The organism is Pseudomonas tehranensis, from assembly GCF_014268615.1.
Lineage (GTDB): Bacteria > Pseudomonadota > Gammaproteobacteria > Pseudomonadales > Pseudomonadaceae > Aquipseudomonas > Aquipseudomonas tehranensis.
The window spans coordinates 19,122-42,740 of the sequence record NZ_JABWQV010000023.1 but is presented as its reverse complement, the minus strand read 5'-3'; the positions used below and the strand labels follow the sequence as shown (position 1 = coordinate 42,740).

The window sequence follows — 23,619 nt, the reverse complement described above, 5'->3', positions numbered from 1 at the left end:
GGGGGGGGGGGCAGGCTCATGCCATGGGCGGCAGTCGCCGCTTGACCGGGGTCTTCTTGACGATAGCGGTATTGGTTTCTGCCAGAACATTGAGCTTGTCCAGCAACGTGTCCAGTTGTTCCATCGAGCGCACATGCAGGCGGGCGATGAAGCAGTCCTCGCCGGTGACCTTGTCACATTCGGTAAATTCAGCGATGGCCTGGATCTGCCGTTCCACTTCCTGCAACTGCCCCGGTAGCGGGCGAATACGCACAATCGCCTGGAGTTGGTAGCCGAAGCACTTGGGGTCCACTTCAACGGTGTATGCCCTGAGCACGCCGCGCTCTTCGAGCCTGCGAAGGCGCTCGGCGACGCTGGGGGAGGACAGGCCGCTCAAGTTTGCCAGGGCCTTGAGGGAACGTCGGGAGTCCTCCATCAGGGCGCTGATGAGGATCTGGTCGATGTCGTCAGTCATTTTCCACTCCGTTAGGCCAATGTCCGAAGTTGCCTTGATAAAAAAGGTCAAAAGCCAGTTTAGCCTTTTTCCTGCCATGGAGGATCGCCCCTTCGGCTCGGCATACTGTGCCCACTTGCTGAAGGAGCCTGAAGATGGACAAGACCTTACGTCGCGGTTCGCTGGAAATGACCACCGCCATGTTGATTTCCGGAACCATAGGCTGGTTCGTGCTGATTTCCGGTGTGCCGGTGCTGGACGTGGTGTTCTGGCGCTGCGTGTTCGGTGCTGCGACCTTGCTGCTGATTTGCGCCGGTTTCGGCTTCTTGCGTCCGGGTATCCTGACGCGCATCACCTTCCTGCTGGCGGTGCTCAGTGGCGTGGCGATCGTGGGCAACTGGGTGCTGCTGTTTGCTTCGTACTCCCGCGCCTCGATTGCCATCGGTACAGCGGTGTACAACGTTCAGCCGTTCATGCTGGTGGGGTTGGCAGCGTTGTTGCTGGGGGAAAAAATCACCGCCCAAAAGCTGTTCTGGCTGGCGGTGTCGTTCCTCGGCATGTTGGCCATCGTCAGCGCCCACGGTGAGCAAGGGCAGGGGGGCGGAGACTATCTGACGGGTATCGCTCTGGCGCTGGGCGCTGCCTTGCTGTACGCCATTGCGGCGTTGATCATCAAACATCTGACCGGGACACCGCCGCACTTGATCGCGCTGATCCAGGTCAGCACCGGTGTGTTGCTGTTGGCACCTTGGGCGAACTTTTCGGCGTTGCCTCAGCAGCCTGAGGCCTGGGCTAGCCTGGTAACCCTGGGCATGGTTCATACCGGCGTGATGTACGTGTTGTTATACAGCGCGATTCAACGGCTACCCACCGCAGTGACCGGCGCGTTGTCGTTCATCTACCCGATCGCGGCGATTTTCGTCGACTGGTTCGCCTTCGGTCATCGCCTCGAGTTGCTGCAGTGGCTGGGTGTGGCAGCGATCCTGCTGGCGGCAGCCGGCATGCAGCAGGGCTGGGGCATCAAGGTGCGCCGTCCAGCCCTGCCATAACCCATCCTTCGGCGCGGGTCAGAAGATGTAGTCGGTGGTCAGGAAGTTAGAGTCCCGCCCGCGGATGATGTCGCTGATCAGCGTCTTGTTGCTGTCCTGGAACTTGGTCGCCACCAGCGTGCGGATCGAAAAGGTGCGCAGCGCATCGTGGACCGACAACGTGCCCTCGGCCGAGTTTTTCCGGCCATTGAACGGGAACGTGTCCGGGCCTCGCTGGCATTGGGCGTTGATGTTGATGCGTCCGACCTGGTTGGCGAAGATGTCCACCAGTTTGCCGACTTCGGCCGGGTTGTTGCCGAAGATGCTCAGCTGTTGGCCGAAATCGGACTCAAGCACGTAATCGACCACGGTATTGAGGTCGCGGTACGGCACGATGGGGACGACCGGGCCGAACTGTTCTTCGTGGTAGACCCGCATTGCAGTGTTCACCGGATAGAGCACGGCCGGATAGAAGAATGAGCCGCGGGATTCGCCACCGTGTTTATTTGTCACCTCTGCGCCTTTGGCGACGGCATCGGCCACCAGCGCATGCAGATAATCGACCTTGCCCGCCTCGGGCAACGGTGTCAGTGCCACACCGTCTTCCCACGGCATGCCAGGTTTCAGGGCGGCCAGCCCGGCGTTGAATTTCTCGATAAATGCCGGTGCCAGGTCTTCGTGGACAAACAGGATTTTCAGCGCTGTGCAGCGCTGGCCATTGAAGGACAGCGAGCCGGTCAGCGCCTCGCTGACGGCGTTGTCCAGATCCACATCCGGCAGCACCAAGCCGGGGTTCTTGGCGTCCAGGCCCAGGGCGGCACGCAAACGGTGCGGGCGCGGATGGAGTTTTTTCAGATCGCTGGCCGCTTTGTTGGTGCCGATGAAGGCAAAGATGTCGATCTTGCCGCTGGCCATCAGCGCGCTGACAGTTTCCCGGCCGCTGCCGTAAATCACATTGATCACACCGGCCGGGAAGCTGTCGCGAAACGCTTCCAGCAGCGGCCGCACCAGCAGTACGCCGAGCTTGGCCGGCTTGAACACCACGGTATTGCCCATGATCAATGCCGGAATCAACGTGGTGAACGTTTCGTTCAGCGGATAGTTGTAGGGTCCCATGCACAAGGCCACGCCCAGCGGCACGCGACGGATCTGCCCGAGCGTATCCTGTTCCAGCTCGAAGCGGCTGGAGCGGCGGTCCAGTTCCTTGAGGGCGTTGATGGTGTCAACGATGTAATCGCAGGTGCGGTCGAATTCTTTTTGGGAGTCCTTGAGGTTCTTGCCGATTTCCCACATCAGCAGTTTGACTACCACCTCGCGTTGCTCACGCATGCGCGCCAGGAAAGCCTCCACATGGCGGATGCGTTCAGCAACGCGCATCGTTGGCCACTGGCCCTGGCCGCGGTCATACGCGCGCACGGCTGCATCCAGGGCGGTGAGTGCGGTCTGAGCATCCAGCAGTGGTGTGCTGCCCAGTATCACTTGCTCGTCCCCCTGCGGGCCTGCTAGGTAGACCGGGCTGCGAACAACTGCCAGCGGCCCTTGCCAGGTTTGCAGCACGCCATCGATCAGGTATTCGCGCTGCTCGATCTGTCCCTCGAGGCGGTAGGCCTGCGGAACATCGGCAGCGCTGGGAAACAGGTTGGCGAAGAGGTTGGCTTGGGTCATGTCGTTACTCCATCAATGAAATGAGCCATGGGCTGACGGCTTGCAGGCGTAAATCGCTTTTAGGGTTATACGCCCAAATGGCGGTGCTTTTTAAGTGCCGGGGGGCGAGGGACAGGATTTTATCGGCGTCAGGGAAGTATGGAGGCGGGCAGGCTGGACTCATTGCCGTTTGGCATGGCGAGCCGCCAGCACCTGGCTGCGACCCGCCCTGAAGCGAGGGTTTACCAACGCATCCGTACTCCCAGGCTGCCGATCAGCCCGTTGAGGTCGTTGTCGTCGACGTCGCTGCTGTAGTCAGCGCTGATGTAGAGGCTCACCACCGGTGTAACCCGCGCCACCAACCCCAGCCCTACCTCGACGGTGGAGGATTTGCGGCTGCTGCTGATCTTGTCGACTTTGTCCAGGGTCAAGGTGTCGGCACTCTGGACCGTGTGCCAAAGGTTGGTACGCACGTAGGGTTCCACGCCCAGGCCGTTGACCTGATACGTCCCTTTGAGGCGTGCCCCGACGCGCCCGCTCCAGGTGCTCAGTTCGTTACCGGAGCCGTTCTCGGCATTGGGGCTGTCGAGGGTGATGCGCTGGTTGATCAGTTGCGCCTGGGGTTCGACCACCCAATGGTCGCTGATACCGATGGGAAAACCGCCTTCGACCGACAACGTGACGGCATTGCCTTCAGCGGCCTGACGCTGGCCTTGTTCGGTGCGGCTGTAACCGTTGACCCGCCCGCCGCTGGCACTCAGGTCCACATGCCAGCCTGCCGGACCGGTCAGGCTCCAGTACGCGCCCAGATGGGTGCCTTGCAGGTTCAGTGCTTCTTTGCCGGGCTCGGCCATGGCCGGTGTCACCAGCGTGCCATCGACGCGGGTGATGACCTGATTCTGTCCACTGATCAGCCCCACGCGTTGGGTATGGCCGCTGTCGTTTCGCAAGGTAAAGAGGGCGGGGCTCTTGCTGGAGGTGGGATCAGTGTTTATGGATGCGACGCCCTGGCTGTCGGCCTGTGTTCGGTCATACCAGGGTTGCGACGTCTGCTCGGCGGGCCAGGCCCACACCTCCATGGACGAACACAGCAACAACGAAGTCGAGATTGTGTAGAAAGTGGTAGTGATCTCTTGTGGACGGAGGGAAGTTTTCATGGGGGCCTGCCTTGCAATCGCATGCGTTTCTCGCTTATGGCGTCTCTCCTACCCCGAACGAGGGGCGACCGAATGGATTGAGGCATGCCTCGGGCGGTCCGCTGTAGCGGGGTTCCGAGGCTTGCCCCTGACTGTATTTCCGGGGGTAGTACGTTGTAGTCAAGAAGACCGGTGCCGTCGCGTCAAGAAAATGAACGATGAATGGCAAACTGAAATCAGTGCCAATAAATAACTGATTTTTTTCGTTTATTAAGATCAGTGAATTGACGTCAAGCAACCGTTTCAACCCCTCTGGTTCACCGACTCCCGGTACGCCAGATGTTGCGCAGCATCAGCGTCACAAATGCACCTCCACGCAAAGCGGCAGGTGATCGCTCAGGTGTGTCCAGGGTTTGTTGCCCAGGATCTGCGGGGCATGGCTGGTGGCGTTGCGCAGGTAAATGCGGTCCAGGCGCAGGAGAGGGAAACGGGCCGGGTAGGTCCGCGCCGGACGACCGTGGTGGTGTTCGAAGGCTTCGTGCAGGTATTGGCGACGGGCGAGGGCAGTATTGCCGCGCAACTGCCAATCGTTGAAATCACCGGCGATGATCACCGGGGCGTCTTCGGGCAACGAATCCAGCAGTTGGCAGAGCAACTTGAGCTGCAATTGGCGATGGCTTTCCAGAAGGCTCAGGTGCACGCAGATGCCGTGGACTTCGGCATGACCCGGAACGTCCAGCACGCAATGCAGCAGCCCGCGTCGCTCGGGACCGGTGATGGAGACGTCGAGGTTACGAAACTCACGGATCGGGTATTTGGACAGCAATGCATTGCCATGATGGCCATCGGGATACACCGCGTTACGACCGTATGCAAAATCGCTCCACATGCTGTCGGCGAGGAATTCGTACTGGGACATTTGCGGCCAGTTCTCGTAGCGCGAAGCGTGGCGGTCGTGTTCGCCCAGCACTTCCTGCAGGAACACCAGATCGGCACCGGTGCTGCGTACCGCTTCACGCAGCTCGGGCAGTATGAAACGACGGTTGAGGGCGGTAAAACCCTTGTGGGTATTGACCGTCAGAACCCGTAGCCGATGGACCGCTGCGGGCGTGTCCAAAGGCGTTGATTTGGCGGCATGCCGGTTGGGATCGCCAGTCACGTTCACTCCTGAATCAGACGTACCTGTTCATGCGACTTTTGGGGGCTGGCGCAGTTCCGGATTTTTCCCGTTGCCGAGTCAACCACCTCGCCACTGTGGGAGCACCGCTTGCTCGCGATGACTTAGGTTCATTCAACATTGATGCAAACTGACTCACCGCTATCGCGAGCAAGCTTTGCTCCCACAGAAGACGTTGCATGTGCCGCCGTTTTCGTGAGCAAGCCCACAACGGCGCGGTGGTCAGATGAACACAATCTCATAAGGCAAACCCATGCGATCGAGAATCACCCGTGGCACCAGCGGTGCGATGCCGTTGGCGGGTTCGCCGTTGAGCTGGCTGGCATAGGCGTGCATGGCGTGGCGTTTGCGGGCGGTGGTCCAGATATCCAGGCGCAGCTTGCGGGCCCGGTGCCAAGGGATTTTGTTTTGCTCACGGAGCGGCCAGTGCCAGGCCCACACCGGCAACTCAATGAACACGGCCTCGATGCTTTCGGCGGCCAGGGCTCCGGCGCGGCCAACGGCATCATGGTCGCTGTCACCATCCTTGCGCCAGGTACTGAACACAACGTCTCCGGGCTTCAAGTACCGAGCGATGAAAGTGCTCAGTTGGGCCTCATGTTCGGCGAGGCTTTTTTCCGGGAAACCACCGCGCACCCATTGCATGCCACGGGCCGATACCCCCAGGCGATGCAGGGCGTCCACGCTTTCCTGGGGATGGGGGCGGTAGGCATGCTGGCGCTCATCGGTCCACAGCGGTGAGCCGGGATGGCTGATGCTGCCGTCGGTGACCGAGATCAGCAAGATGGGATGACCCAGATTGCTCAGTAACTGGAGCAGACCGCCACAGGCGCCGACCTCATCACCCGGATGCGGAGCAAGGATCACGGCGCGAGCGCCAGCGGGAGTGAGGGTCTGGGTACTGATAATGGGAATGTCGGCCAGCTGGGGGGCGCTGTTCCATATTTGCGGATGCTGTCGACCTGGCAAGCGAGAAGCGAGTTTCATGAGAGACGTCCCTGTTTGTATTCAATCTTTCAGCCATGCATCGGGCCGATTGCCTGGTGGTGCCCACCAGGGCCTGACTGCGAGCTGCGATGTTCCGATCCTGGAATCTACCGCTCGACAAGTATTGATCATGTTGGGCGATTCGTCGCGCCCCATGTTGTTGCGAATGCTGTTTTTCTGCGTGGAGACTGAGCGGGTGAACAACCGCGTCCCTGCGGTTGTGTTTTTTCACCCGTCTATCGAAGGTTCATTCCTCCTCCTCACGCTGCAACTCGAACAACAATAGCGAGCGGCCTGTGACGGAATATTCGTAGTCAAAATCGAAACGCTCCTGGCCACGCACCTTCGGCTGGTTAGTGTCGACCATGCATGTCCAGAAACTGCCTTCGGGCACTTCCGGCAGGCGGAAGTTGACGATGTCGTGATGGGCATTGACCACCAGAAGCAGGGTCGCGTTGCCACCCTTGCGACGAATGCCGGTTTCCTGGGCGCGCCCGTCCATCAGCATGCCCAGGCACCGACCGTGGCTATCGTGCCATTGCTCGGTGGTCATCTCGCTGCCATCGGGGGCCAGCCAGGTGACATCCTTGACGCCCAGGTCTTCGTTGTAATTGCCCACCAGGAACCGCCCGCGCCGCAGGATCGGGTAGGTCAGGCGCAGTTTGATCAGGCGCTTGACGAACTTGAGCAGCGCCTCGCCATCCTCGCTCAGGTCCCAATTGACCCAGCCGATCTCGCTGTCCTGGCAATAGGCGTTGTTGTTGCCGTGCTGGGTCCGGGCGAATTCATCGCCAGCGACGATCATCGGCGTGCCCTGGGCCAACAGCAAGGTCGCAAAGAAGTTGCGCATCTGCCGCTGACGCAGTTCATTGATCTCAGGATCGTCTGTCGGGCCTTCGACGCCATGGTTCCAGGACAGGTTGTTGTTGCTGCCGTCCTGATTGTTTTCGTCGTTGGCTTCATTGTGTTTGTCGTTGTACGACACCAGGTCGTGCAGGGTAAAACCGTCGTGGGCCGTTACGAAGTTCACCGAGGCGTATGGACGACGACCGCGCTGGTTGAACATCTCGCCGGAGGCCGTCATGCGGCTGGCAAAGTCGGCGAGTTGGCCGTCGTCGCCTTTCCAGAATGCGCGCACGGTGTCGCGGAATTTGTCGTTCCACTCCACCCAGCCTGGCGGGAACCCACCGACCTGATAACCACCAGGGCCGCAATCCCACGGCTCGGCGATCATTTTCACTTGGCGCAACACCGGGTCCTGGCGACAGGCGACGAGGAAGCTGTGGCGCTCATCGAAGCCATCGTGGTATCGACCCAGAATAGTCGCCAGGTCGAAACGGAAGCCGTCGACATGCATTTCCGTGGCCCAGTAGCGCAGGGAGTCGGTGACCATCTGCAGCACGCACGGGTGACTCAGGTCCAAGGTGTTGCCGGTGCCGGAATCGTTGATGTAGTAGCGTTTGTCATCCGGCATCAGCCGGTAGTACGAGGCATTGTCGATGCCGCGCATGGACAGGGTAGGGCCTTGCTCGTTGCCTTCAGCGGTGTGGTTGTAGACCACGTCGAGGATGACTTCCAGGTTGGCCTCGTGCAGGTGCGCAACCATCTCCTTGAATTCGGCGATTTTGCCGCTGGCCAGGTAACGCGGGTCTGGGGCGAAGAAGGCAATGCTGTTGTAGCCCCAGTAGTTGGTCATGCCCTTGTGCAACAGGTGCTGGTCATTGACGAACGCGTGGACGGGCAGCAGCTCCACCGATGAAACACCCAGCTTGCGGATGTGCTCGAGCACATCGTCCACCATCAATCCGGCGAAGGTGCCTCGCAGGTTTTCCGGTACCGAGGGGTGACGCATGCTGATACCGCGAACATGGGTTTCGTACAGGATGGTCTTGTCCCACGGCACACTGACGCGCTGGTCGTTGCCCCAGGTATGGGCCGGGTCGATGACTTTGCATTTGGGTACAAAGGGCGCGCTGTCGCGCTCATCGAAACTCAGGTCGCCATCCGGGTGGCCGATGGTGTAGCCAAACAGTGCCTCGGACCACTTCAACTGGCCGACCAATTGCTTGGCGTAGGGGTCGATCAGCAGTTTGTTGGGGTTGAAGCGGTGGCCATTCTCCGGGTCGTAAGCGCCATAGACCCGGTAGCCATAGATCATCCCCGGGTGGGCGTCAGGCAGATAGCCGTGGTAAATCTCGTCGGTGTACTCCGGCAGCTCGATACGCTCGAGCTCGACTTCGCCGGTATCATCGAAAATACACAGTTCAACCTTGGTGGCGTTCGCTGAGAACAGCGCGAAATTGACCCCCAGGCCATCCCACGTCGCACCCAGCGGGAAAGGCAGCCCTTCACGAATCCGCGAAGCCTCGATAACGGGCGGCGGCGTAGTGTTTTTTGGATGGGTCATAGTTGCTCCTGCAAAAGACAGACAGATACGGCAATGCTGTTCACTTAAAATCTATTCGTTTCACTGTGGCGAGGCAGCTTGCTCCCGCTGTGCCGCCTAGCGGCACCATTGATGGACACCGCGCATCCAGGCGTCGGCCCGGTGTGGCGTCAGCACGCGCCCTTGTCAGAACGGGGGCGCATGCCCTTGAGGCGGATGTCAGGAATGGATCAGTTAGCCGGCGGCTTGCGCGCCGCTCGTGGCTTTTTCTCCACAGGTTTTTCCGCCGCGGTGCTGACAGCGGCAGGTTTGGCCGCAGGCTTGGCCTTGGGCGTAGTGCTTTTCGGGGCGGTCTTGGTGGCGGCGCTGCTCTTGGCAGCGCCAGACTTCAGGCCATCCGTCTTGCTGACCGCTGGTTTGCCGGCCGCTTTGGCGGGCTTGCTCGGTGCCAGGGCTTCGGCTTCGGCAAGTTTGCGGGCCATCTCCCAGTGGCGTTTTTCCTGCCCGGCGGGCTTACCCTCGGACTCCCAGATCTGATAGGCGAATTCACGAATGCGTTTATCGTCGGTACTCATCGCAGTGCTCCTGACTGAACTCAAGTTTGGATAAAGACATTGACCGGGAAATCCCCCAGTGCGTCGCTGACCATCAGCTCCCTTTGGGGTGTGACTGCCGCGCTGGAAAAAAGTCCCTTCAGTTTTTCATCCCCACGGGCAAACGGTAGTGATACGCGGGTGTCGCCCCAGTCCGATGCAGCCACCAGCGGCACGGCACCGTTTTCCAGCAGGCTGGCTGCATGGATCGGTACCACTATGATTGCCCGTTGTTGCTCATGCTCGCGCATAAAGGCCAGGACCCGTTCGGCCTGCGCGCCAACCACTTGCAGTGGCTGATAGCGACCTTGCTGGAACAGTGGCAGGTGTTCGGTGCGCACGGCCAGTGTCCTGGCGATCAACGCTTGTTTGATCCTGCCATCGCGCCAGGTGCCTACCAGTTCCGCCGGGGTGCCTGGTGTTTGCATCGCCTCGCGGCGCGCCAGGAAATCCACTGGGCGGCGGTTGTCCGGATCCACCAGGCTGAAATCCCAGAACTCATTACCCTGGTACAGGTCCGGTACACCAGGGACAGTCATGCGCAGCAAGGTTTGCGCCAAACTGTTGAGGGCCCCCGCCGGGGCGATGACCTGGACCGCCTCGGCGAGGGCATTGCGCAGGGGCAGCCCCTCATCACCGAGCAACAGCCGTTCCAGGAAGAGCTGGGTCGCCTGCTCATAAGCGTCGTTGACGGCCGACCAACTGCTTTGCAACTTGGCTTCGCGTAAAGCCTTGCGTTGCCATTGCCACATGCGCTCGTTGTAATCGGCCAGTGCCGTGTGGTCGTGCACATCCAAGTCTAGCGGCCAACTTCCCAGTAGTGCCTGGTACAGAATCAATTCATCACCGGCTGAAGGAGCGGCGGGGTCGCTGTGCAGCGAGGGCGCAAGAATGCGCCATTGGTCTACGCACGCCATGTACCAATCAGCTCGTTCGCTGATGACCGCCAGTCGCGCCCTGGTGTCTTCGCCGCGCTTATGGTCATGGGTGGCGGTAGTCATCAGGTTGTCAGGGAAGTGCTCCAGTCGCTCGAGGCAGGCGTAATGAAACGCTTGCGGCGGGGCGCTGAACCGTTCGGTGTTGTAGCCCACGTCATTGCGCGACAGCAGCACTGCCGAACGATAAAGCGCCGTATCTTCCACGGCCTTGGCGGCGGCGGGCGAGGTCAGTTGCTGGAAGCGCACGCAAGCATGGCGCAGCCGTTTGCGCTGACTGCCCCGCGGGCGATCCCGCCAGCGCATCCCGCCGAGCCAGTCGGCCAGGTAGTCGAGCACCGGCCAGTCGGCTTCGCTGAGGGTTTGTCGGGCGCCTTCCAGGGCTTGACGGAAAAACACATCGTCTTCGCCACAACGGCCCAGCGGGTTGATGTAGGTGCGGTACACCGGGAAGTGCACGATCAGTTCCTGTAACGCGCGGCGAATGGCGCCGAGGGTCAGGTCACGGGTCATCACGTCGTCCCGCGCGACTTGCAACAAGGCCTGGGCGACGCTTTCGAAGTCTCCGGCCAGGGAACCATTGAGAATCTGTTGACGGGCCAGACGGGCTTCTTCGATGAAGTGCGCCGGTCGCTCGCTGTGTCGACTCCAGAACTCGGCAAGGGGCTCGGCACCGGCCGGGTCATGTTGCAGCAACGAGATCTGGTTCATGAACTCATAACCGGTACTGCCGTCGATGTTCCAGTCCTGACGCAGGCTCTCGCCATCGCCGAGAATTTTTTCAATGAAAATGGGCAGGTGCCGCGAGGGTGAAAGCGAATCAAGACGCCTGCGCAATTTTCGGCAGTAGCCGCGAGGATCGGCCAGACCGTCGATGTGGTCGATCCGCAAGCCGTCCACCAGCCCTTCGGCGATCAATTCGAAAATTTTGGCGTGGGTAGCTTCGAACACGGCTGGGCGCTCGACCCGTAGGCCTCCCAGCTCATTGACGTCGAAAAAGCGCCGCCAGTTGATGTCGTCCGCCGCCGTGCGCCAACTGGCGAGCCGGTAACTCTGGCGCTCCAGCAACTGATGCAGACGCTCGAATCCCTCGGGTTGCCGGGAGTCGTAGGTGCGCAAGTTCTCTTCAATGGTGGCCTGGATACCCGGCTGGCAGACCAACTCTTGCAATTGCTGCTGCAGCGGTCGGGCCAGGGTATGGGCGTCAGTCTGGTAGTTCAACGTGGTAAAACGCTCGGCCAACGCCCTGAGGGATTCGGCCTGTTCGGATGGCAGCGTTTCGGCAGGTTTGAGTAATTCGCCGTACTGCATGGGGCAGATAGGGAAGTGATGCTCGTAATGCTCGGCCAGGAAGCTGCCTTGCGTGGCATCGAAGCGTAACGTGAGCGTGCCTTCCTGCAAGGCCACCCCGTAGTCGCTGCCTAAAAATGGCAGCAACAGTTGGCCTTCCATCAAGGGGTCGGGAGAATGCCACTGGATATCGAAAAACTCGCCGAAGGGGCTCAAGCGTCCCCATTCCAGCAGGTCCTGCCACCAGGGATTGTCATTGCCGCCGACGGCCATGTGGTTGGACACGACATCGAGGATCAAACCCATCCGGTGCTCACGCAGGGTGGCGACCAGGCGTCGAAGCGCGGCTTCACCGCCCAGTTCCGGGTTCACCTGGGTCGGATCGACCACATCGTAGCCGTGCATGGAGCCGGCGCGGGCTTTGAGCAGTGGCGAGGCATAAATATGGCTGATGCCCAACGATGCGAAGTACGGCACCTGGGGGATGGCATCGTCCAGGGTGAAGCCTTTATGAAACTGCAGGCGAAGGGTCGCCCGCAATGGTTGGATCAACGTCTGATTCATCGGTCACGCTCGTTCGCCTGAAGCCGTGCGCAGGCGAGTACTTCCAGACGCCGGGCGGCGCCCGGGTCATCCAGCAGCACCTGGCTGTCACACGCCAGGCGACGCCGCCAGTTGGGGTGGGTATCGGTGGTGCCAGGCAGATTGGCCTGCTCGTCGATGCCCAGGGCGTCTTCGAGCGGCAGCAACACCAGCGGTGCACGGGTGTGGCCGAGGAAACGCACACTGGCGTCGAGTATCTCGTCGGTATCCTGGTGTTCTTCACGAAAGTTCTGCGGGTCCTGATTCAACACATTGCTCAGGCCTTCGCGTTCACGTGCGCGGTGTTTGCGCCAGTCCATCTCGGTGTGGGAGTCGATCAGGTCCAGCCGGGCGTTCCAGTCGATATCATGGCCGTGCCACCAGCCATTGAGGGTCGGCAAGTCATGGGTACTGGTCGTGGCCAGGGCATTGTCCGGCCAGTCGAGGATGGGCTTGAAGTGGGTATTGTCCTGCTCGAACAACAGCACGCGCATGCCGAGGATCGACCGGGCGCTGAGCTTCTCGCGAAGACCCTCGGGCACGGTGCCGAGGTCTTCGCCCAGTACGATGGCCTGATGGCGATGGGATTCAAGGGCCAGCAGGCGCAGCAGGTCGTCCACCGGATAATAAAGGTAGGCACCATCGCTGGGCGGGGCGTCGTTGGGGATCACCCACAGGCGTTGCAAGCCCATCACATGATCGATGCGCAAGCCGCCGGCGTGGGCGAAGTTGGCCCGCAGCATCTCAATGAACGCGCGAAAACCATTGCGTACCAACCCCTCCGGCGAGAATGCCGAGATGCCCCAGCCTTGGCCGGAGCGGTTGAGGATGTCCGGCGGTGCGCCCACGGTCAACGAGGCGAGCAGTTCATCCTGCCGACTCCAGGCCTGGCTGCCTCCACCATCGGCGCCTACGGCCAGGTCAGCGATCAGGCCAATGCCCATGCCGCTGGATTTAGCCGCGCTCTGGACGCGCTCCAGGCATCGGGTAATCAGCCACTGACAAAATGCGTAGAAACCGATTTCGTCGGCGTTCTCCTCAGCAAAATGCGCCAGCGTCGAACTCCGCGGGTTGCGCCATTCTTCGGGCCAATGGCGCCAGTCCAGGCTTTCTCCCCGAGCCGCGCGTTCGGCCTGCAGGGCTTCGAAGCGGCAATGATTCTCCAGGGGTTCGCCGCTGGTGTGGCGGAAACTGCTGAAATCCTCATGCAATGGGTGCTCGCCCTGGCTGAAGCCGTCGTACAGGGCGCGCAGGATTTTCTGCTTGGCCTGGGCCGCCACGGGCCAATCCACCAGTGGTTGTTCTTCCAGGTTGCGCAGTTGGTTGGTCAGGCCGGTGGCGTCAATAGCCGCGCGCAGCGCGCGTTCGCCGAGAACGGTGCCCGGCGCGGCATAGAGGCTGTTGAGAAAGAGCCGGCTGGACGGTGAATAGGGGCTGTAACGACCGGTGTCACTGCTGAACATCGCGTGCATCGGGCTGATCGCCAGGGCGTCGGCACCGCGCTCGCCGGCGACCCGTACCAGCTCTTCCAGGGCCTGGGTGTCACCGAAACCTCCGTCGCCGGGGCGGCGCAGCGCATATAACTGCGCGCTCAGGCCCCAAGCGCGGGGCGTCGGATCATCCACGGCATCGGCCACGCTATAGCAATGTGCTGGCGCGACCGCCAGGGTGAAATGCTGGTCCTGGATGCTGACGTGCTGGTAACCCACCGGGACCATCCCCGGCAGCCTGGCGTCGGCGTCGAGGTTCAGGTTCAGTGTGGCGCCATCCTCGAGCTGGATTTCGCAGGGCGTGGCGGCTTCGAAGTAGCGGCTCAGATCCACGCTGACGCCGACATCGGCGGTGATCAGCGGTGGTAATTGATGATTCTGTTGATCCTGCTGCAATTGCAGCAGGCTGGCGTCGATTTCCTGGGCGGTCCCGGCTGGATGGCCCAGACCGATGAGGACTGAACGCAAGACGGCGGGCGAGACTTTTTGCGCCCGGCCGTTGGCGTCGATCCAGTCCACCGCCAGGCCCGCTCGGCCGGCGAGAATTTCCAGTTGCGCATCGCTCATAGGCGCTCTCCAGTGATATTGGGCAAGTTTGCCGCTTGCGTCAGACTGACCAGCGCGCTGTAGGGCGCCAAGGCCCCCTGCTGCAACAGACCCATGGCGTGCTGCGGATGTTCGAAAAGAATCTCGGCCTCTTCTTGAGCGGTATGCTTGACCGGTTGATCGCTGAGGTTCAGGTCAATGCGCAAAACGCTGCCGTCGCCCATGCGCCAGCGTGCGCTGACTGCGCCATGGCCCAGCACTTCGGTGCCCAAGGCCTGGGCGCCGGGCAAGCGCGGGACGATCGCTTCACGGCGGATTTTCAGCAGTTGTCGATAGAGTGTTTCACTGGCGTGTTGCTCAGCGTGCTGCGCCTCCAGATCAGGCCGTGACACCTCGAAGGTATCGGCCGCGTTAGGGTCCGGGATGCGCTCTCGCTTTTCGGGGTCGGCAAAGGCACTGAACGCCTTGAACTCGTTGCGCCGACCTTCACGCACCAGCTCCGCCAGCTCGCCATGATGGCTGGTGAAAAACAGGAAGGGTTGCCGGGCGGCGACTTCATCGCCCATGAACAGCAGCGGAATCATCGGCGACAACAGCAACAAGACCGTCGCCGCTTGCAGGGCCTGAGGCGAGGCCAGTTGGTGCAGGCGTTCACCCAGTGCCCGGTTGCCAATCTGGTCGTGATTCTGCAGAAACAGCACGAAAGCGCTGGGCGGCAGGTGGCCGCTGGGTTCACCCCGGGATTCGCCGTGGCGGTTGATATGGCCCTGGAAGACAAACCCCTGGCTGAGGCAGCGGGCCAATTGTTCCGTCGGCTCTTCGGCATAGTCAGCATAATAGGCGTCGGTTTCGCCGGTCAGCAGTACGTGCAAGGCGTTGTGCCCGTCATCGTTCCATTGCGCGTCATAGCCGTGCTCCAGCAGGCTGGCCTGGTTGTGTTCGTTTTCCACGGTCAACCAGACATGCCGAACCGGATCTATCTGTTCGCGCACCCTGGCGGCCAGCTCCTGGAGAAAATCCGGATCTTCGATCGCATGCACGGCGTCCAGGCGCAGGCCATCGAAACGGTATTCCAGCAGCCACATCAGCGCATTGTCGATAAAGAAGTTCCGCACCTCGCGGCGCCGGAAGTCAATTGCCGCGCCCCAGGGGGTGTGCTTGTCTTCGCGGAAGAAGCCTTTTGCGTACCGGTGCAGATAATTGCCGTCGGGGCCGAAATGGTTGTAAACCACATCGACAATCACCGCCAGCCCGTGGCCATGGGCGCTGTCGATCAAATGCTTGAGCTGTTCGGGCGTGCCGTAGGAGGCCTGGGGAGCGTAGGGCAGGACACCGTCGTAGCCCCAGTTACGGTCCCCGGGAAACTGCGACAGCGGCATCAGTTCGATGGCGGTCACCCCTAATCCAGCCAGGCGCGCCAGGTGCTGTTCGACGCCTTGGAAACCACCGAGGGCGCCGACGTGCAACTCATAGATCACGGCTTCGTGCCAGGGGCGCCCGGACCAGTGGGTATGGCGCCATGAATAAGCATGAGGGTCGACCACCACGCTGTGGCGGTCAATGTCACCGGCCTGGGCGCGGGACGCCGGGTCGGGGACTTCCAGTTCGCCGTCGATGTTGTAGCGATAGCGGGTGCCGGCGGGACAGCGGGTCTGGATCATGAACCAGCCATCGGCCTGGGGCAGTAGCGGGATTGAATCTCCAGTGTCGAGTTCGACACTCACAAAAAAAGCATCCGGGGCCCAGAGAGCGAAGCGCGTGTGCTCGGCATCGAGCATGACCGCGCCATGGGTCCAGGTTTCAGGCGTCCTTGACGGCATTGTTACCTCATTGTCTGGCCGATTTACCCAGTGACTTGGCCACTAGCTGTTCATAGAGTTCGGCGTAGGGTTCCACGGCCTTGCACCAGTTGAATGGCGCTGACATGGCCCGGCAGCGCATGGCGTTGAGCAGGTCCGGGAACTCGAAGACCTTGAAGGCCCGGCTCAAGGCCTGTTTGTAGCTCTCAACCGTGGACTCATCGAACAGAAAACCGGTGATGCCGTCTTCGATGGTGTCCGCCAGCCCGCCGGTATTGCGTGCCACCGGCAGCGAGCCGAAGCGCTGGGCGTACATCTGGCTCAAGCCGCAGGGCTCGTAGCGCGAAGGCATCAGCAGAAAGTCGCTGCCGGCGAACATCCGCCGCGCGTCGGTTTCGTTGAAGCCGATGCGTACACCGATTCGTCCGGGAAAACGCAGCGCCAGTTCACGCATGGCTTGCTCTTCTTCGGGTTCGCCGCGACCAATGATCGCGATCTGGCCACCGGATTCGACGATGAACTCGGCGACAGCTTCGGTCAGGTCCAGGCCTTTCTGGTACACCAGGCGCGAAACCACGGCGAACAGCGGGCCGCTGGAGTCGTCGAGACCGAACAGCTCACGCACATGAGCCGCATTCACGGCTTTGCCTTCCCAGTCACCCATGGCGAACTGACGGAACAAGTGCGTATCGGTGGCCGCGTCCCAACTCTCATCGATGCCGTTGGGAATGCCGCTGAGCAGGCCTTGCTGGGTTTTGGCCGCGAGAAAACCGTCGAGCCCGCAGCCGAATGCCGGGGTGGTGATTTCCTGGGCGTAGGTGGCGCTGACTGTGGTGATATGGCTGGAGTACGCCATGCCGGCCTTGAGGAACGACAACTTGCCGTAGAACTCCATGCCTTCCTGTTGCAACGCGTGCTCCGGGATACCCAGCTCCGGGCAGGAGGCCAGGCTGACCACGCCCTGGTACGCCAGGTTATGGATGGTGAACAGGGTCGGCGTGCGTTGCCCGCGCCAGTGCATGTAGGCCGGCGCCAGACCGGCCGGCCAGTCATGGGCGTGGACCAGATCGGGGCACCAGTGGATTTGGGCGAGGTTGGCGGCGATATCAGCCGCGGCCAGGCCCAGCCGGGCGAAGCGAATGTGATTGTCGGGCCAGTCGCGACCGTTGTTGGCCCCGTAGGGTGAGCCTTCGCGGGCAAAGAGTTCCGGACAGATCAGTACGTAGATCACCAGGCCGTCGGCCATGTCCATGCGCCCGATCTTGCAGGGCGGCAGCGCGGCGTGGCCGCCCAGTTCGCCGATGATGTGGATCGGGTTGCCGCTGTTCATCACCTGCGGGTAACCGGGGATCAGCACCCGTACGTCATGCAGGCCGGCCATGGCCCGGGGCAGGGCGGAAGAAACGTCGCCCAGGCCACCGGTTTTCACCAGATCGGCAATTTCCGAGGTGACGAACAATACCTTCTTGCGATTGGGATTCTGCCTGACGACCGGGAGCAGTGCCTTGCCGCCGGTGGCCAGCACCGGTGCCGTCGGCGAGTCAGTCGCCGGCGGAAGTTGAGAACGGACTTGCTGTGGTTCCAAGGCAGCACTGATCATAACTTTCTCCCATTTTCTCGATCTGTTTCCGGCAAGCGCCAGAGCTGTTGTTTCATTGGCCGAATCCTGCGGCCAGGCGCACAAGCGCTACGCAAGGTAAGCAAAGCGCTGCCCAATGCGGTTAAGCGAATCAGGTGAAGGGGCTGCTTCAAGGACTTGCAAGGACTGCACCAGCCGTTGTTGCCCTACCTCTAACCTGACCCGTCGCCGTTGCGAAAAGTTTCGACTTTTTTTCGTCTGGACGACCGGTCGGTTTTCTCCCCGGTTGGGCAGTCTAGGTCAGAACCTAGAGCGGTGCGGCGCGCTTCGTCGAATTGTCCGACAATCAGCTTTATTGGCGGCAATGTCTTACACGACAAAGGGGGATACGCACCGACGAAGTGCAGTTTCTGGAAACGTAATGGGTGTATGGGGGAAGGGGGTGTTTCATCGGCGTGCGCGATGCAATGGCGCGACGCACCATCAGGGGGCGGGTGGAATAGAGGCGTTTTAGTGGCCATTATTGGCCCTGAAATGCGCTGTTTCTGTGGGAGCAGGCTTGCTCCCACTTAGGACGTGTTCAGTCGCCAGTGGGGGTCAACAGGCGGATCGGTTTGCCGGCCGCCCAGGCTTGCAGGTCTTCGATCATCAAGGAATAGAACTTCTGATAATTGTGCCGGGTGACGTAACCCACGTGCGGTGTGGCCAGTACATTTTCCAGGGATCGGAACGGGTGGTCGGATGGCAAGGGTTCCTCGGCGAAGACGTCCAGGGCGGCACCGGCCAGGCGTTTGGCGCGCAGGGCGTCGATCAGGGCGGCTTCATCGACGATTGGACCGCGTGCGGTATTGACCAACAGCGCCTGGGGTTTCATCCAGCCCAGCGCCTGGGCGTCCACCAAACCGCGGGAGCGCTCGCTGAGTACCAGATGCACGGAGAGAATGTCAGCCTGTTCGAACAGTTCCTGTTTACTCACGTAGGTCACACCCACTTCTGCGGCCCGTTCGGCGGTGAGGTTCTGGCTCCAGGCGATTACCCGCATGCCGAAGACCTGACCGAACTGAGCTACCCGTGTGCCGATGCTGCCCAAGCCGAGGATCGCCAGGGTCTTGCCATGCAGGTCGCCGCCCAAGCCTTGCTGCCATAGCCCGGCGCGCAAGGCATTGGCCTCCTGCACCAGGTTGCGGGTCAGGGCCATGATCAGCGCCCAGGTCAGTTCGGGGGCGGCGTGTTTGTAGCTTTCGGTGCCGCATACCTGGATACCCAGTTCGGCGGCTGTCTTGAGGTCCAGGGCGGCATTGCGCATGCCGCCGGTGAGCAACAGCTTGAGGTTGGGCAGGCGGCGCAGCAGGCCTTCGTCGAAGAGCGTACGTTCACGCATCACGCAGATCACTTCGAAGCGGTGCAGGCGCGCGGCGAGCGTGTCGCGCTCGGCAGGGTACTCATGAATAAATGTCACCTGGCCGATGCTATCGAGCACCGACCAGTCCACCACGTCCCGCGCTACGTCCTGCCAATCATCGATGACTGCTATTTGCACCGCCATGGAACACCTCGTCAGGGAATGGGTTTGTTCAGCCAGCCCAGCAAGGCCTGGTGGAACCGGTCCGGCTCTTCCATCTGTGGGGCATGCCCCAGATGGGCGAACTCCACCAGGGTCGACTGGGGAATCAGTTCAGCGGCCTGCTTGCCCAGCACTTCATACCGACCCAGTTTGGCTTTCACGGCCGGCGGCGCGATGTCGCTGCCGATGGCGGTGGTGTCGGATGTGCCGATCAGTAGCAGCGTCGGTACCTTCAGGTCCTTGAATTCGTAGTAGACCGGCTGGGTGAAGATCATGTCGTAGATCAGCGCCGAATTCCACGCGACTTGCGTGTGCCCCGGCCCCTTGTTCAGCCCGGCGAGCATGTCCACCCAGCGCTCGAACTCCGGTTTCCAGCGGCCACCGTAGTAGGTTTTGCGCTCGTAGTTGCGGATACCGTCGGCGCTGAGTTTCAGTTCGCGCTCGTACCACTGGTCAACGGTACGGTAGGGCACGCCGAGGGCTTTCCAGTCCTCCAGGCCTATGGGGTTGACCATCGCCAGCCGCTCGACCTGATCGGGAAACTGCAAGGCATAACGGGTGGCGAGCATGCCGCCGGTGGAGTGGCCGAGCACAATGCTTTTCTGCACCCCGAGGGCCTTGAGCAGGGCCTGGGTGTTGGTTGCCAGTTGGTGGAAGCTGTACTGGTAATAAGCGGGCTTGCTGGACGTGCAGAAACCGATCTGGTCCGGGGCGATGACCCGGTAACCGGCCTCGCTGAGGGTCTTGATCGAGTCGCCCCAGGTGGCGGCGCAAAAGTTCTTGCCGTGCATCAGGACCACGGTGCGACCATTGACCTCGCCCTGGGCCGGCACGTCCATGTAGCCCATTTGCAATGATTGGCCCTGGGACTGAAGGGGGAAGTGCTTGAGTGTGTAGGGGTATTCGAAGCCTTGGAGTTCCGGGCCATAGGCCGGGCCTTCAGGCGGGTTTTCCGCCTGGGCGAGCAGCGGCAGGGCGGCCGTCAGAAACAGGCTGGGCAACCAGCGAGCAGTGGAACGCGACATGGGCAATCTCCTTTGGGCATCCGGCCGATCCTGGCGTGGCCCGATTATGGCGACATTAACCACAGGCAACCCAAAGACGCGAACGTTCAACCCATCCAGCCCAGGGTCGCGAGGGCGAGTGCGCCATAACGCAGCCCTTTGGCCAGGGTCACGATCAACACAAAGCGCCGCCACGGCTCCCCCATCACCCCCGCCACCAAGGTCAGTGGATCGCCGATGATGGGCATCCAACTGAGCAGCAGCGACCAGCGCCCATAACGCTGGTAATGCACGCGGGCCTTGTCCAGATGGGCCGGACTGACCGGAAACCAGCGCCGATCCTTGAACTGCTCCAGGCGTGTGCCCAGCCACCAGTTCACCAGCGAGCCCAGTACGTTGCCCACGGTGGCGACTCCCAGCAACAGCCAGGCTTCATAGCGTTCGCTGAGCAACAGCCCAACCAGCAGTGCTTCGGATTGCAGCGGTAACAAGGTGGCGGCACCGAATGCCGCCAGGAACAAGCCGATGTAAGCCTCGCCCATCAGTGGGCCGGGTAATCCGCCACCACGGTTTGAGTCCCGTCGTTTTTCAGGCCAATCACCTGATACGCATCACTCATGCCGTCCGTTTCCATACCAGGCGAACCCATGGGCATGCCAGGCGCGGCCACACCGAGCAGGTCGTCCCGTTGGCTCAACGCCAGGACCTGGTCGGCCGGGACATGCCCCTCAACGAATTTGCCATTGATCTGGGCGGTGTGGCAGGAGCGCAGGTTTGGCGCCACACCCAGGCGCTGTTTGACTGAACCCATGTCGGTTTCAACATGGTCGTTGACCTTGAAGCCGTTTTCTTGCAGATGCGAAATCCATTTTTTACAGCAACCGCAATTGGCATCGCGGTGTACGTCAATGGTGATCGGTTCGGCGGCCTGGGCCAGAGTGGTGACAAAAAGCGCGCTCAGGGCAAGCAGGTGCAGGGGGTTGGCCATAGGGACAGTCTCGTGTCGAACAGTTTGGGAGGAGGATAACAGAGTAGCGAGCGTGCGCTGACAGTGGGCTGAGGGGGGGATTACAGAATTGTCAGGTTGGGGGCAGTGATTCGAAATCCGGTGCAAACTCATCAGGCTGCGCTGAGCCCTGTGTGCGAGCCATCCTGTCGAGAACCTCGGAGATGTGTTGAGCATCCCTGCTCCCGTTTTCAAGCCGCCGAACCTGCTTGAGCGCATCTCCAAATGTGCCCTTGGGCTTGCACTTGTTCGTGGAGCCGTTGCATCGGTTCCGAGTGCAAGGTGAGCGGGCGATCCAGGGCGCCCCGGTGAAACAGCGCCTGCCAGCCGGGGTTGCCTTCGGCAGGCATGATCCCGGTGAAAATGAATCCGGCGTCCATCAATCGTTGGTAATCGTCGGCAAATTGCTGACGCAGTCCGAGTCGTACTGAAAGCGACCAATGGGCCGGCAAGCGCAGCAGTTGCCCGGCCAGGCGAAGGCCTATGTACCCCGCCACAATGTCGATTCTTCCGGGCAGTTGTTGGATTTGAAAAGGCTGTACCGAAGGCAAAGGCACCTCAAGCGAGGTACCAAACAGCGATGCCAAGGGTTGCGTCAGCCATTGGCATGCCACCGGCCACTTAAGGTGAGGCAGCGGGCGACGATGGCCGCTGACCACCTGGCTGCCGACTACGATGGTTTCGGCGTCGACCGTGGCGAAAGGTGAGGGCACATGGTCAGGCAGCAGCCCGGTATCATGGAACCCCAGGCGTTGTGCCAGACGTTGGCTGTAGCAATGGCTGGTGACTTGCTTGATCGACAACCTGGCAAGCCCGAGGTCCTGGCAACTGTCGAGTAACTTCTGCCCCAGCCGCGTCGCAATCTGGCCGCCCTGCACCGCGGGGTCCACCGCGATCAGGGCCAGTTCCGCGTCTTCACCTTCGGCCGTCTGCCGACACAATGCGGCATGGCCGACCACGCGGTCATTCTCCACGGCGACCATGGAGTGCCAACGGTTCAGCAGGTTGTGCAGGCCAATCATATGTGGCAGGTAGACGTCTGGCGAGACGTAGTGATCGCCGTAAACCCGGCGGAACAATTCGCTGGTTCCGACGCCATCCGTGGGCCTGAACGGTCGGATGACCACGCTGTTCATCCGGCGTGCCTCGCTGCCAGCGGAGCATAGGCGCGGCGGTCGATGATCGACAGGTGCTTGCCGGAGCGTGGATGGCGTTCCAACGCTTGCAGGCTGCAGGCCTGGACGTGCAGGTCGAGTTGATCGATACCCGGATACTGTTTGGTCAAGGCGGCTTTCAATGTGCTGGAGAGTGACTGGCAGGTCTGCGTTTGCCCACCAGGCACCCATCTGAGCAACACGCGGTCGTTGTTCTGCGCGTGCTCGATGATCAATTGCCATTGAAGGTCACCGCCAATGCTGCGGATGATGTCGCTGATTTCCTGCGAAAACAGCGAGAAAACGCCTACCCGCACTCGCTGGCTTTTCGCGCTGCGGCCCTGAAGCGCGAACTTGCGTCGCGGAGTTCCAACCGGCTCGCGCCAGCACGCTCGATCGCCCACCGGATAGCGCACGATGGGCATCAGGGTCCGGGTGAGGTTGGTCACCACCAGAGTGCCGGGCCGATCGCATGCCTGGATGACCTCACCGCTCAGTTCATCGATGATCTCTACCCGTATCCGTTCGCCGAACACGCGGTGCTCGCCCAGGTTGCAGTCCGGTGCGCTGGCGCCCACCAGTCCGGCGTCGACGCTGGCATAGCCGATGGAGGCGAAGCGTGCCTGGGGGAAGGCGCGCTGCAACGCAGGCAACTGACTGTCAAACAGGTTTTCCCCGCCGAACAACACGGTGGTGATGCCGGGCAGCGTCCGCCCCTGTTGATCCAAGTGGTCGGCGAACGCCAGCAGGTGCGCAGGCACACCAGCCAGCACATTGATGCGGTGGCCGGTCACGGCCTCGGTCAGCACGTCGAGATCCACTGCCCCGGTGAACGGGAATTCGGTGATGGCTACATCGACTTTGCCAAGGGCGCCATGAATGAACAGGAAACTGGCATACAGGTCTCCGGAAAAAAACAGGTTGGCGATTCGATCGCCAGCCATCAGTTGTGCTGACAGGCTCTGACCGAAGCAGTCGAGCATCCGCTGCCATTCGGCGTGGGTGTATACCGACAGTTTTCCCTGGCTGGTCGTACCGCCGGTTTTGTAGATCAGCGCGTCTTCGACTTTGCCGGTCAGCACGTCCCAATTGTCCAGGTCATGACTGCCGGCCCAATAGTCGGCGACGTCGACAATGGGGACATCCTCCAACGTGCAGTTCTGCGCGGGTAAATGCCGTAAAGATTTGCGGTAGAACGTTGAATGCTTACGAATATGGGCGAGCCATTGTTCGAATGGTAAAGAGGTGCTCATCAGGGTTCTCTCGGACTCTAACGTCCGCTTGTT

General features: G+C 61.2%; 18 protein-coding genes. 1 reads left to right on the top strand and 17 read right to left on the bottom strand.

The annotated features are described in order from the left end of the window. Window positions 1-16: 16 nt before the first annotated feature. On the bottom strand, window positions 17-454 hold the full coding sequence (locus HU811_RS07175) for an Lrp/AsnC family transcriptional regulator (RefSeq protein WP_092397860.1): 438 nt from the start codon (window positions 452-454) through the stop codon (window positions 17-19). Window positions 455-588: 134 nt separating this feature from the next. Here HU811_RS07175 and HU811_RS07170 point away from each other — a divergent pair, with 134 nt between their 5' ends. Beyond that, window positions 589-1,482 (top strand): DMT family transporter, encoded by an 894-nt coding sequence (locus HU811_RS07170; protein ID WP_186654938.1) that lies wholly within the window; start codon window positions 589-591, stop codon window positions 1,480-1,482. Between the two features lie 18 nt (window positions 1,483-1,500). Here the strand turns inward: HU811_RS07170 and HU811_RS07165 are convergent, their stop codons facing one another. The 16 genes from HU811_RS07165 to HU811_RS07090 form a co-directional block, all read right to left on the bottom strand. After that, entirely contained in the window at window positions 1,501-3,126 is a 1,626-nt protein-coding gene (locus tag HU811_RS07165) for an NADP-dependent glyceraldehyde-3-phosphate dehydrogenase (RefSeq protein ID WP_186654936.1), read from the bottom strand. A gap of 221 nt (window positions 3,127-3,347) precedes the next feature. Then, window positions 3,348-4,262 carry an autotransporter domain-containing protein gene (locus HU811_RS07160; RefSeq protein WP_186654934.1) on the bottom strand — a complete coding sequence of 305 codons (915 nt, stop codon included), beginning with the start codon at window positions 4,260-4,262 and terminating at the stop codon, window positions 3,348-3,350. 337 nt (window positions 4,263-4,599) lie between these two features. Continuing rightward, window positions 4,600-5,400: an endonuclease/exonuclease/phosphatase family protein gene (locus HU811_RS07155; RefSeq protein ID WP_186654931.1), complete on the bottom strand. Its 801-nt coding sequence runs from the start codon at window positions 5,398-5,400 to the stop codon at window positions 4,600-4,602. Window positions 5,401-5,640: 240 nt separating this feature from the next. Further along, complete coding sequence (locus HU811_RS07150) at window positions 5,641-6,405, bottom strand: PIG-L deacetylase family protein (RefSeq protein WP_186654929.1); 765 nt, start codon at window positions 6,403-6,405, stop codon at window positions 5,641-5,643. A gap of 247 nt (window positions 6,406-6,652) precedes the next feature. Next, window positions 6,653-8,812 carry a glycogen debranching protein GlgX gene (glgX, locus tag HU811_RS07145; protein ID WP_186654928.1) on the bottom strand — a complete coding sequence of 720 codons (2,160 nt, stop codon included), beginning with the start codon at window positions 8,810-8,812 and terminating at the stop codon, window positions 6,653-6,655. A gap of 209 nt (window positions 8,813-9,021) precedes the next feature. Beyond that, window positions 9,022-9,366 (bottom strand): DUF2934 domain-containing protein, encoded by a 345-nt coding sequence (locus HU811_RS07140; protein WP_186654925.1) that lies wholly within the window; start codon window positions 9,364-9,366, stop codon window positions 9,022-9,024. 20 nt (window positions 9,367-9,386) lie between these two features. Further along, entirely contained in the window at window positions 9,387-12,173 is a 2,787-nt protein-coding gene (locus HU811_RS07135) for a malto-oligosyltrehalose synthase (protein ID WP_186654923.1), read from the bottom strand. Beyond that, window positions 12,170-14,248, bottom strand: coding sequence for a 4-alpha-glucanotransferase (gene malQ, locus HU811_RS07130; RefSeq protein ID WP_186654921.1), 2,079 nt, complete (start codon window positions 14,246-14,248; stop codon window positions 12,170-12,172). Before malQ ends, HU811_RS07135 begins: the two co-directional genes overlap by 4 nt. Further along, the gene (treZ, locus tag HU811_RS07125; protein WP_186654919.1) at window positions 14,245-16,047 is read right to left on the bottom strand and encodes a malto-oligosyltrehalose trehalohydrolase; all 1,803 of its coding nucleotides are present in this window, start codon (window positions 16,045-16,047) and stop codon (window positions 14,245-14,247) included. Before treZ ends, malQ begins: the two co-directional genes overlap by 4 nt. A gap of 7 nt (window positions 16,048-16,054) precedes the next feature. After that, the gene (glgA, locus tag HU811_RS07120; RefSeq protein ID WP_186654917.1) at window positions 16,055-17,626 is read right to left on the bottom strand and encodes a glycogen synthase GlgA; all 1,572 of its coding nucleotides are present in this window, start codon (window positions 17,624-17,626) and stop codon (window positions 16,055-16,057) included. A 559-nt stretch (window positions 17,627-18,185) separates the two neighbouring features. Continuing rightward, a complete protein-coding gene (locus tag HU811_RS07115) occupies window positions 18,186-19,151 on the bottom strand; it encodes a D-2-hydroxyacid dehydrogenase family protein (RefSeq protein ID WP_092397884.1) in 966 nt (321 codons plus the stop codon). Window positions 19,152-19,162: 11 nt separating this feature from the next. After that, the gene (locus HU811_RS07110) at window positions 19,163-20,194 is read right to left on the bottom strand and encodes an alpha/beta fold hydrolase (protein WP_186654916.1); all 1,032 of its coding nucleotides are present in this window, start codon (window positions 20,192-20,194) and stop codon (window positions 19,163-19,165) included. Between the two features lie 86 nt (window positions 20,195-20,280). After that, window positions 20,281-20,715, bottom strand: a complete 435-nt coding sequence (locus HU811_RS07105; RefSeq protein ID WP_186654915.1) for a YqaA family protein — start codon at window positions 20,713-20,715, stop codon at window positions 20,281-20,283. Then, window positions 20,715-21,161 carry a DUF411 domain-containing protein gene (locus tag HU811_RS07100; RefSeq protein WP_186654914.1) on the bottom strand — a complete coding sequence of 149 codons (447 nt, stop codon included), beginning with the start codon at window positions 21,159-21,161 and terminating at the stop codon, window positions 20,715-20,717. Before HU811_RS07100 ends, HU811_RS07105 begins: the two co-directional genes overlap by 1 nt. A gap of 209 nt (window positions 21,162-21,370) precedes the next feature. Beyond that, entirely contained in the window at window positions 21,371-22,315 is a 945-nt protein-coding gene (locus HU811_RS07095) for a GNAT family N-acetyltransferase (RefSeq protein WP_186654913.1), read from the bottom strand. Beyond that, window positions 22,312-23,586: a phenylacetate--CoA ligase family protein gene (locus HU811_RS07090; RefSeq protein WP_186654912.1), complete on the bottom strand. Its 1,275-nt coding sequence runs from the start codon at window positions 23,584-23,586 to the stop codon at window positions 22,312-22,314. Before HU811_RS07090 ends, HU811_RS07095 begins: the two co-directional genes overlap by 4 nt. Window positions 23,587-23,619 lie beyond the last annotated feature (33 nt).

What these genes read in the sequence shown, in the direction of transcription:
- HU811_RS07175 (WP_092397860.1), bottom strand. Translation starts at nt 454, where the DNA reads ATGACTGACGACATCGACCAGATCCTCATCAGCGCCCTGATGGAGGAC.
- HU811_RS07170 (WP_186654938.1), top strand. Translation starts at nt 589, where the DNA reads ATGGACAAGACCTTACGTCGCGGTTCGCTGGAAATGACCACCGCCATG.
- HU811_RS07165 (WP_186654936.1), bottom strand. Translation starts at nt 3,126, where the DNA reads ATGACCCAAGCCAACCTCTTCGCCAACCTGTTTCCCAGCGCTGCCGAT.
- HU811_RS07160 (WP_186654934.1), bottom strand. Translation starts at nt 4,262, where the DNA reads ATGAAAACTTCCCTCCGTCCACAAGAGATCACTACCACTTTCTACACA.
- HU811_RS07150 (WP_186654929.1), bottom strand. Translation starts at nt 6,405, where the DNA reads ATGAAACTCGCTTCTCGCTTGCCAGGTCGACAGCATCCGCAAATATGG.
- glgX (WP_186654928.1), bottom strand. Translation starts at nt 8,812, where the DNA reads ATGACCCATCCAAAAAACACTACGCCGCCGCCCGTTATCGAGGCTTCG.
- HU811_RS07140 (WP_186654925.1), bottom strand. Translation starts at nt 9,366, where the DNA reads ATGAGTACCGACGATAAACGCATTCGTGAATTCGCCTATCAGATCTGG.
- HU811_RS07135 (WP_186654923.1), bottom strand. Translation starts at nt 12,173, where the DNA reads ATGAATCAGACGTTGATCCAACCATTGCGGGCGACCCTTCGCCTGCAG.
- malQ (WP_186654921.1), bottom strand. Translation starts at nt 14,248, where the DNA reads ATGAGCGATGCGCAACTGGAAATTCTCGCCGGCCGAGCGGGCCTGGCG.
- treZ (WP_186654919.1), bottom strand. Translation starts at nt 16,047, where the DNA reads ATGCCGTCAAGGACGCCTGAAACCTGGACCCATGGCGCGGTCATGCTC.
- glgA (WP_186654917.1), bottom strand. Translation starts at nt 17,626, where the DNA reads ATGATCAGTGCTGCCTTGGAACCACAGCAAGTCCGTTCTCAACTTCCG.
- HU811_RS07115 (WP_092397884.1), bottom strand. Translation starts at nt 19,151, where the DNA reads ATGGCGGTGCAAATAGCAGTCATCGATGATTGGCAGGACGTAGCGCGG.
- HU811_RS07110 (WP_186654916.1), bottom strand. Translation starts at nt 20,194, where the DNA reads ATGTCGCGTTCCACTGCTCGCTGGTTGCCCAGCCTGTTTCTGACGGCC.
- HU811_RS07105 (WP_186654915.1), bottom strand. Translation starts at nt 20,715, where the DNA reads ATGGGCGAGGCTTACATCGGCTTGTTCCTGGCGGCATTCGGTGCCGCC.
- HU811_RS07100 (WP_186654914.1), bottom strand. Translation starts at nt 21,161, where the DNA reads ATGGCCAACCCCCTGCACCTGCTTGCCCTGAGCGCGCTTTTTGTCACC.
- HU811_RS07095 (WP_186654913.1), bottom strand. Translation starts at nt 22,315, where the DNA reads ATGAACAGCGTGGTCATCCGACCGTTCAGGCCCACGGATGGCGTCGGA.
- HU811_RS07090 (WP_186654912.1), bottom strand. Translation starts at nt 23,586, where the DNA reads ATGAGCACCTCTTTACCATTCGAACAATGGCTCGCCCATATTCGTAAG.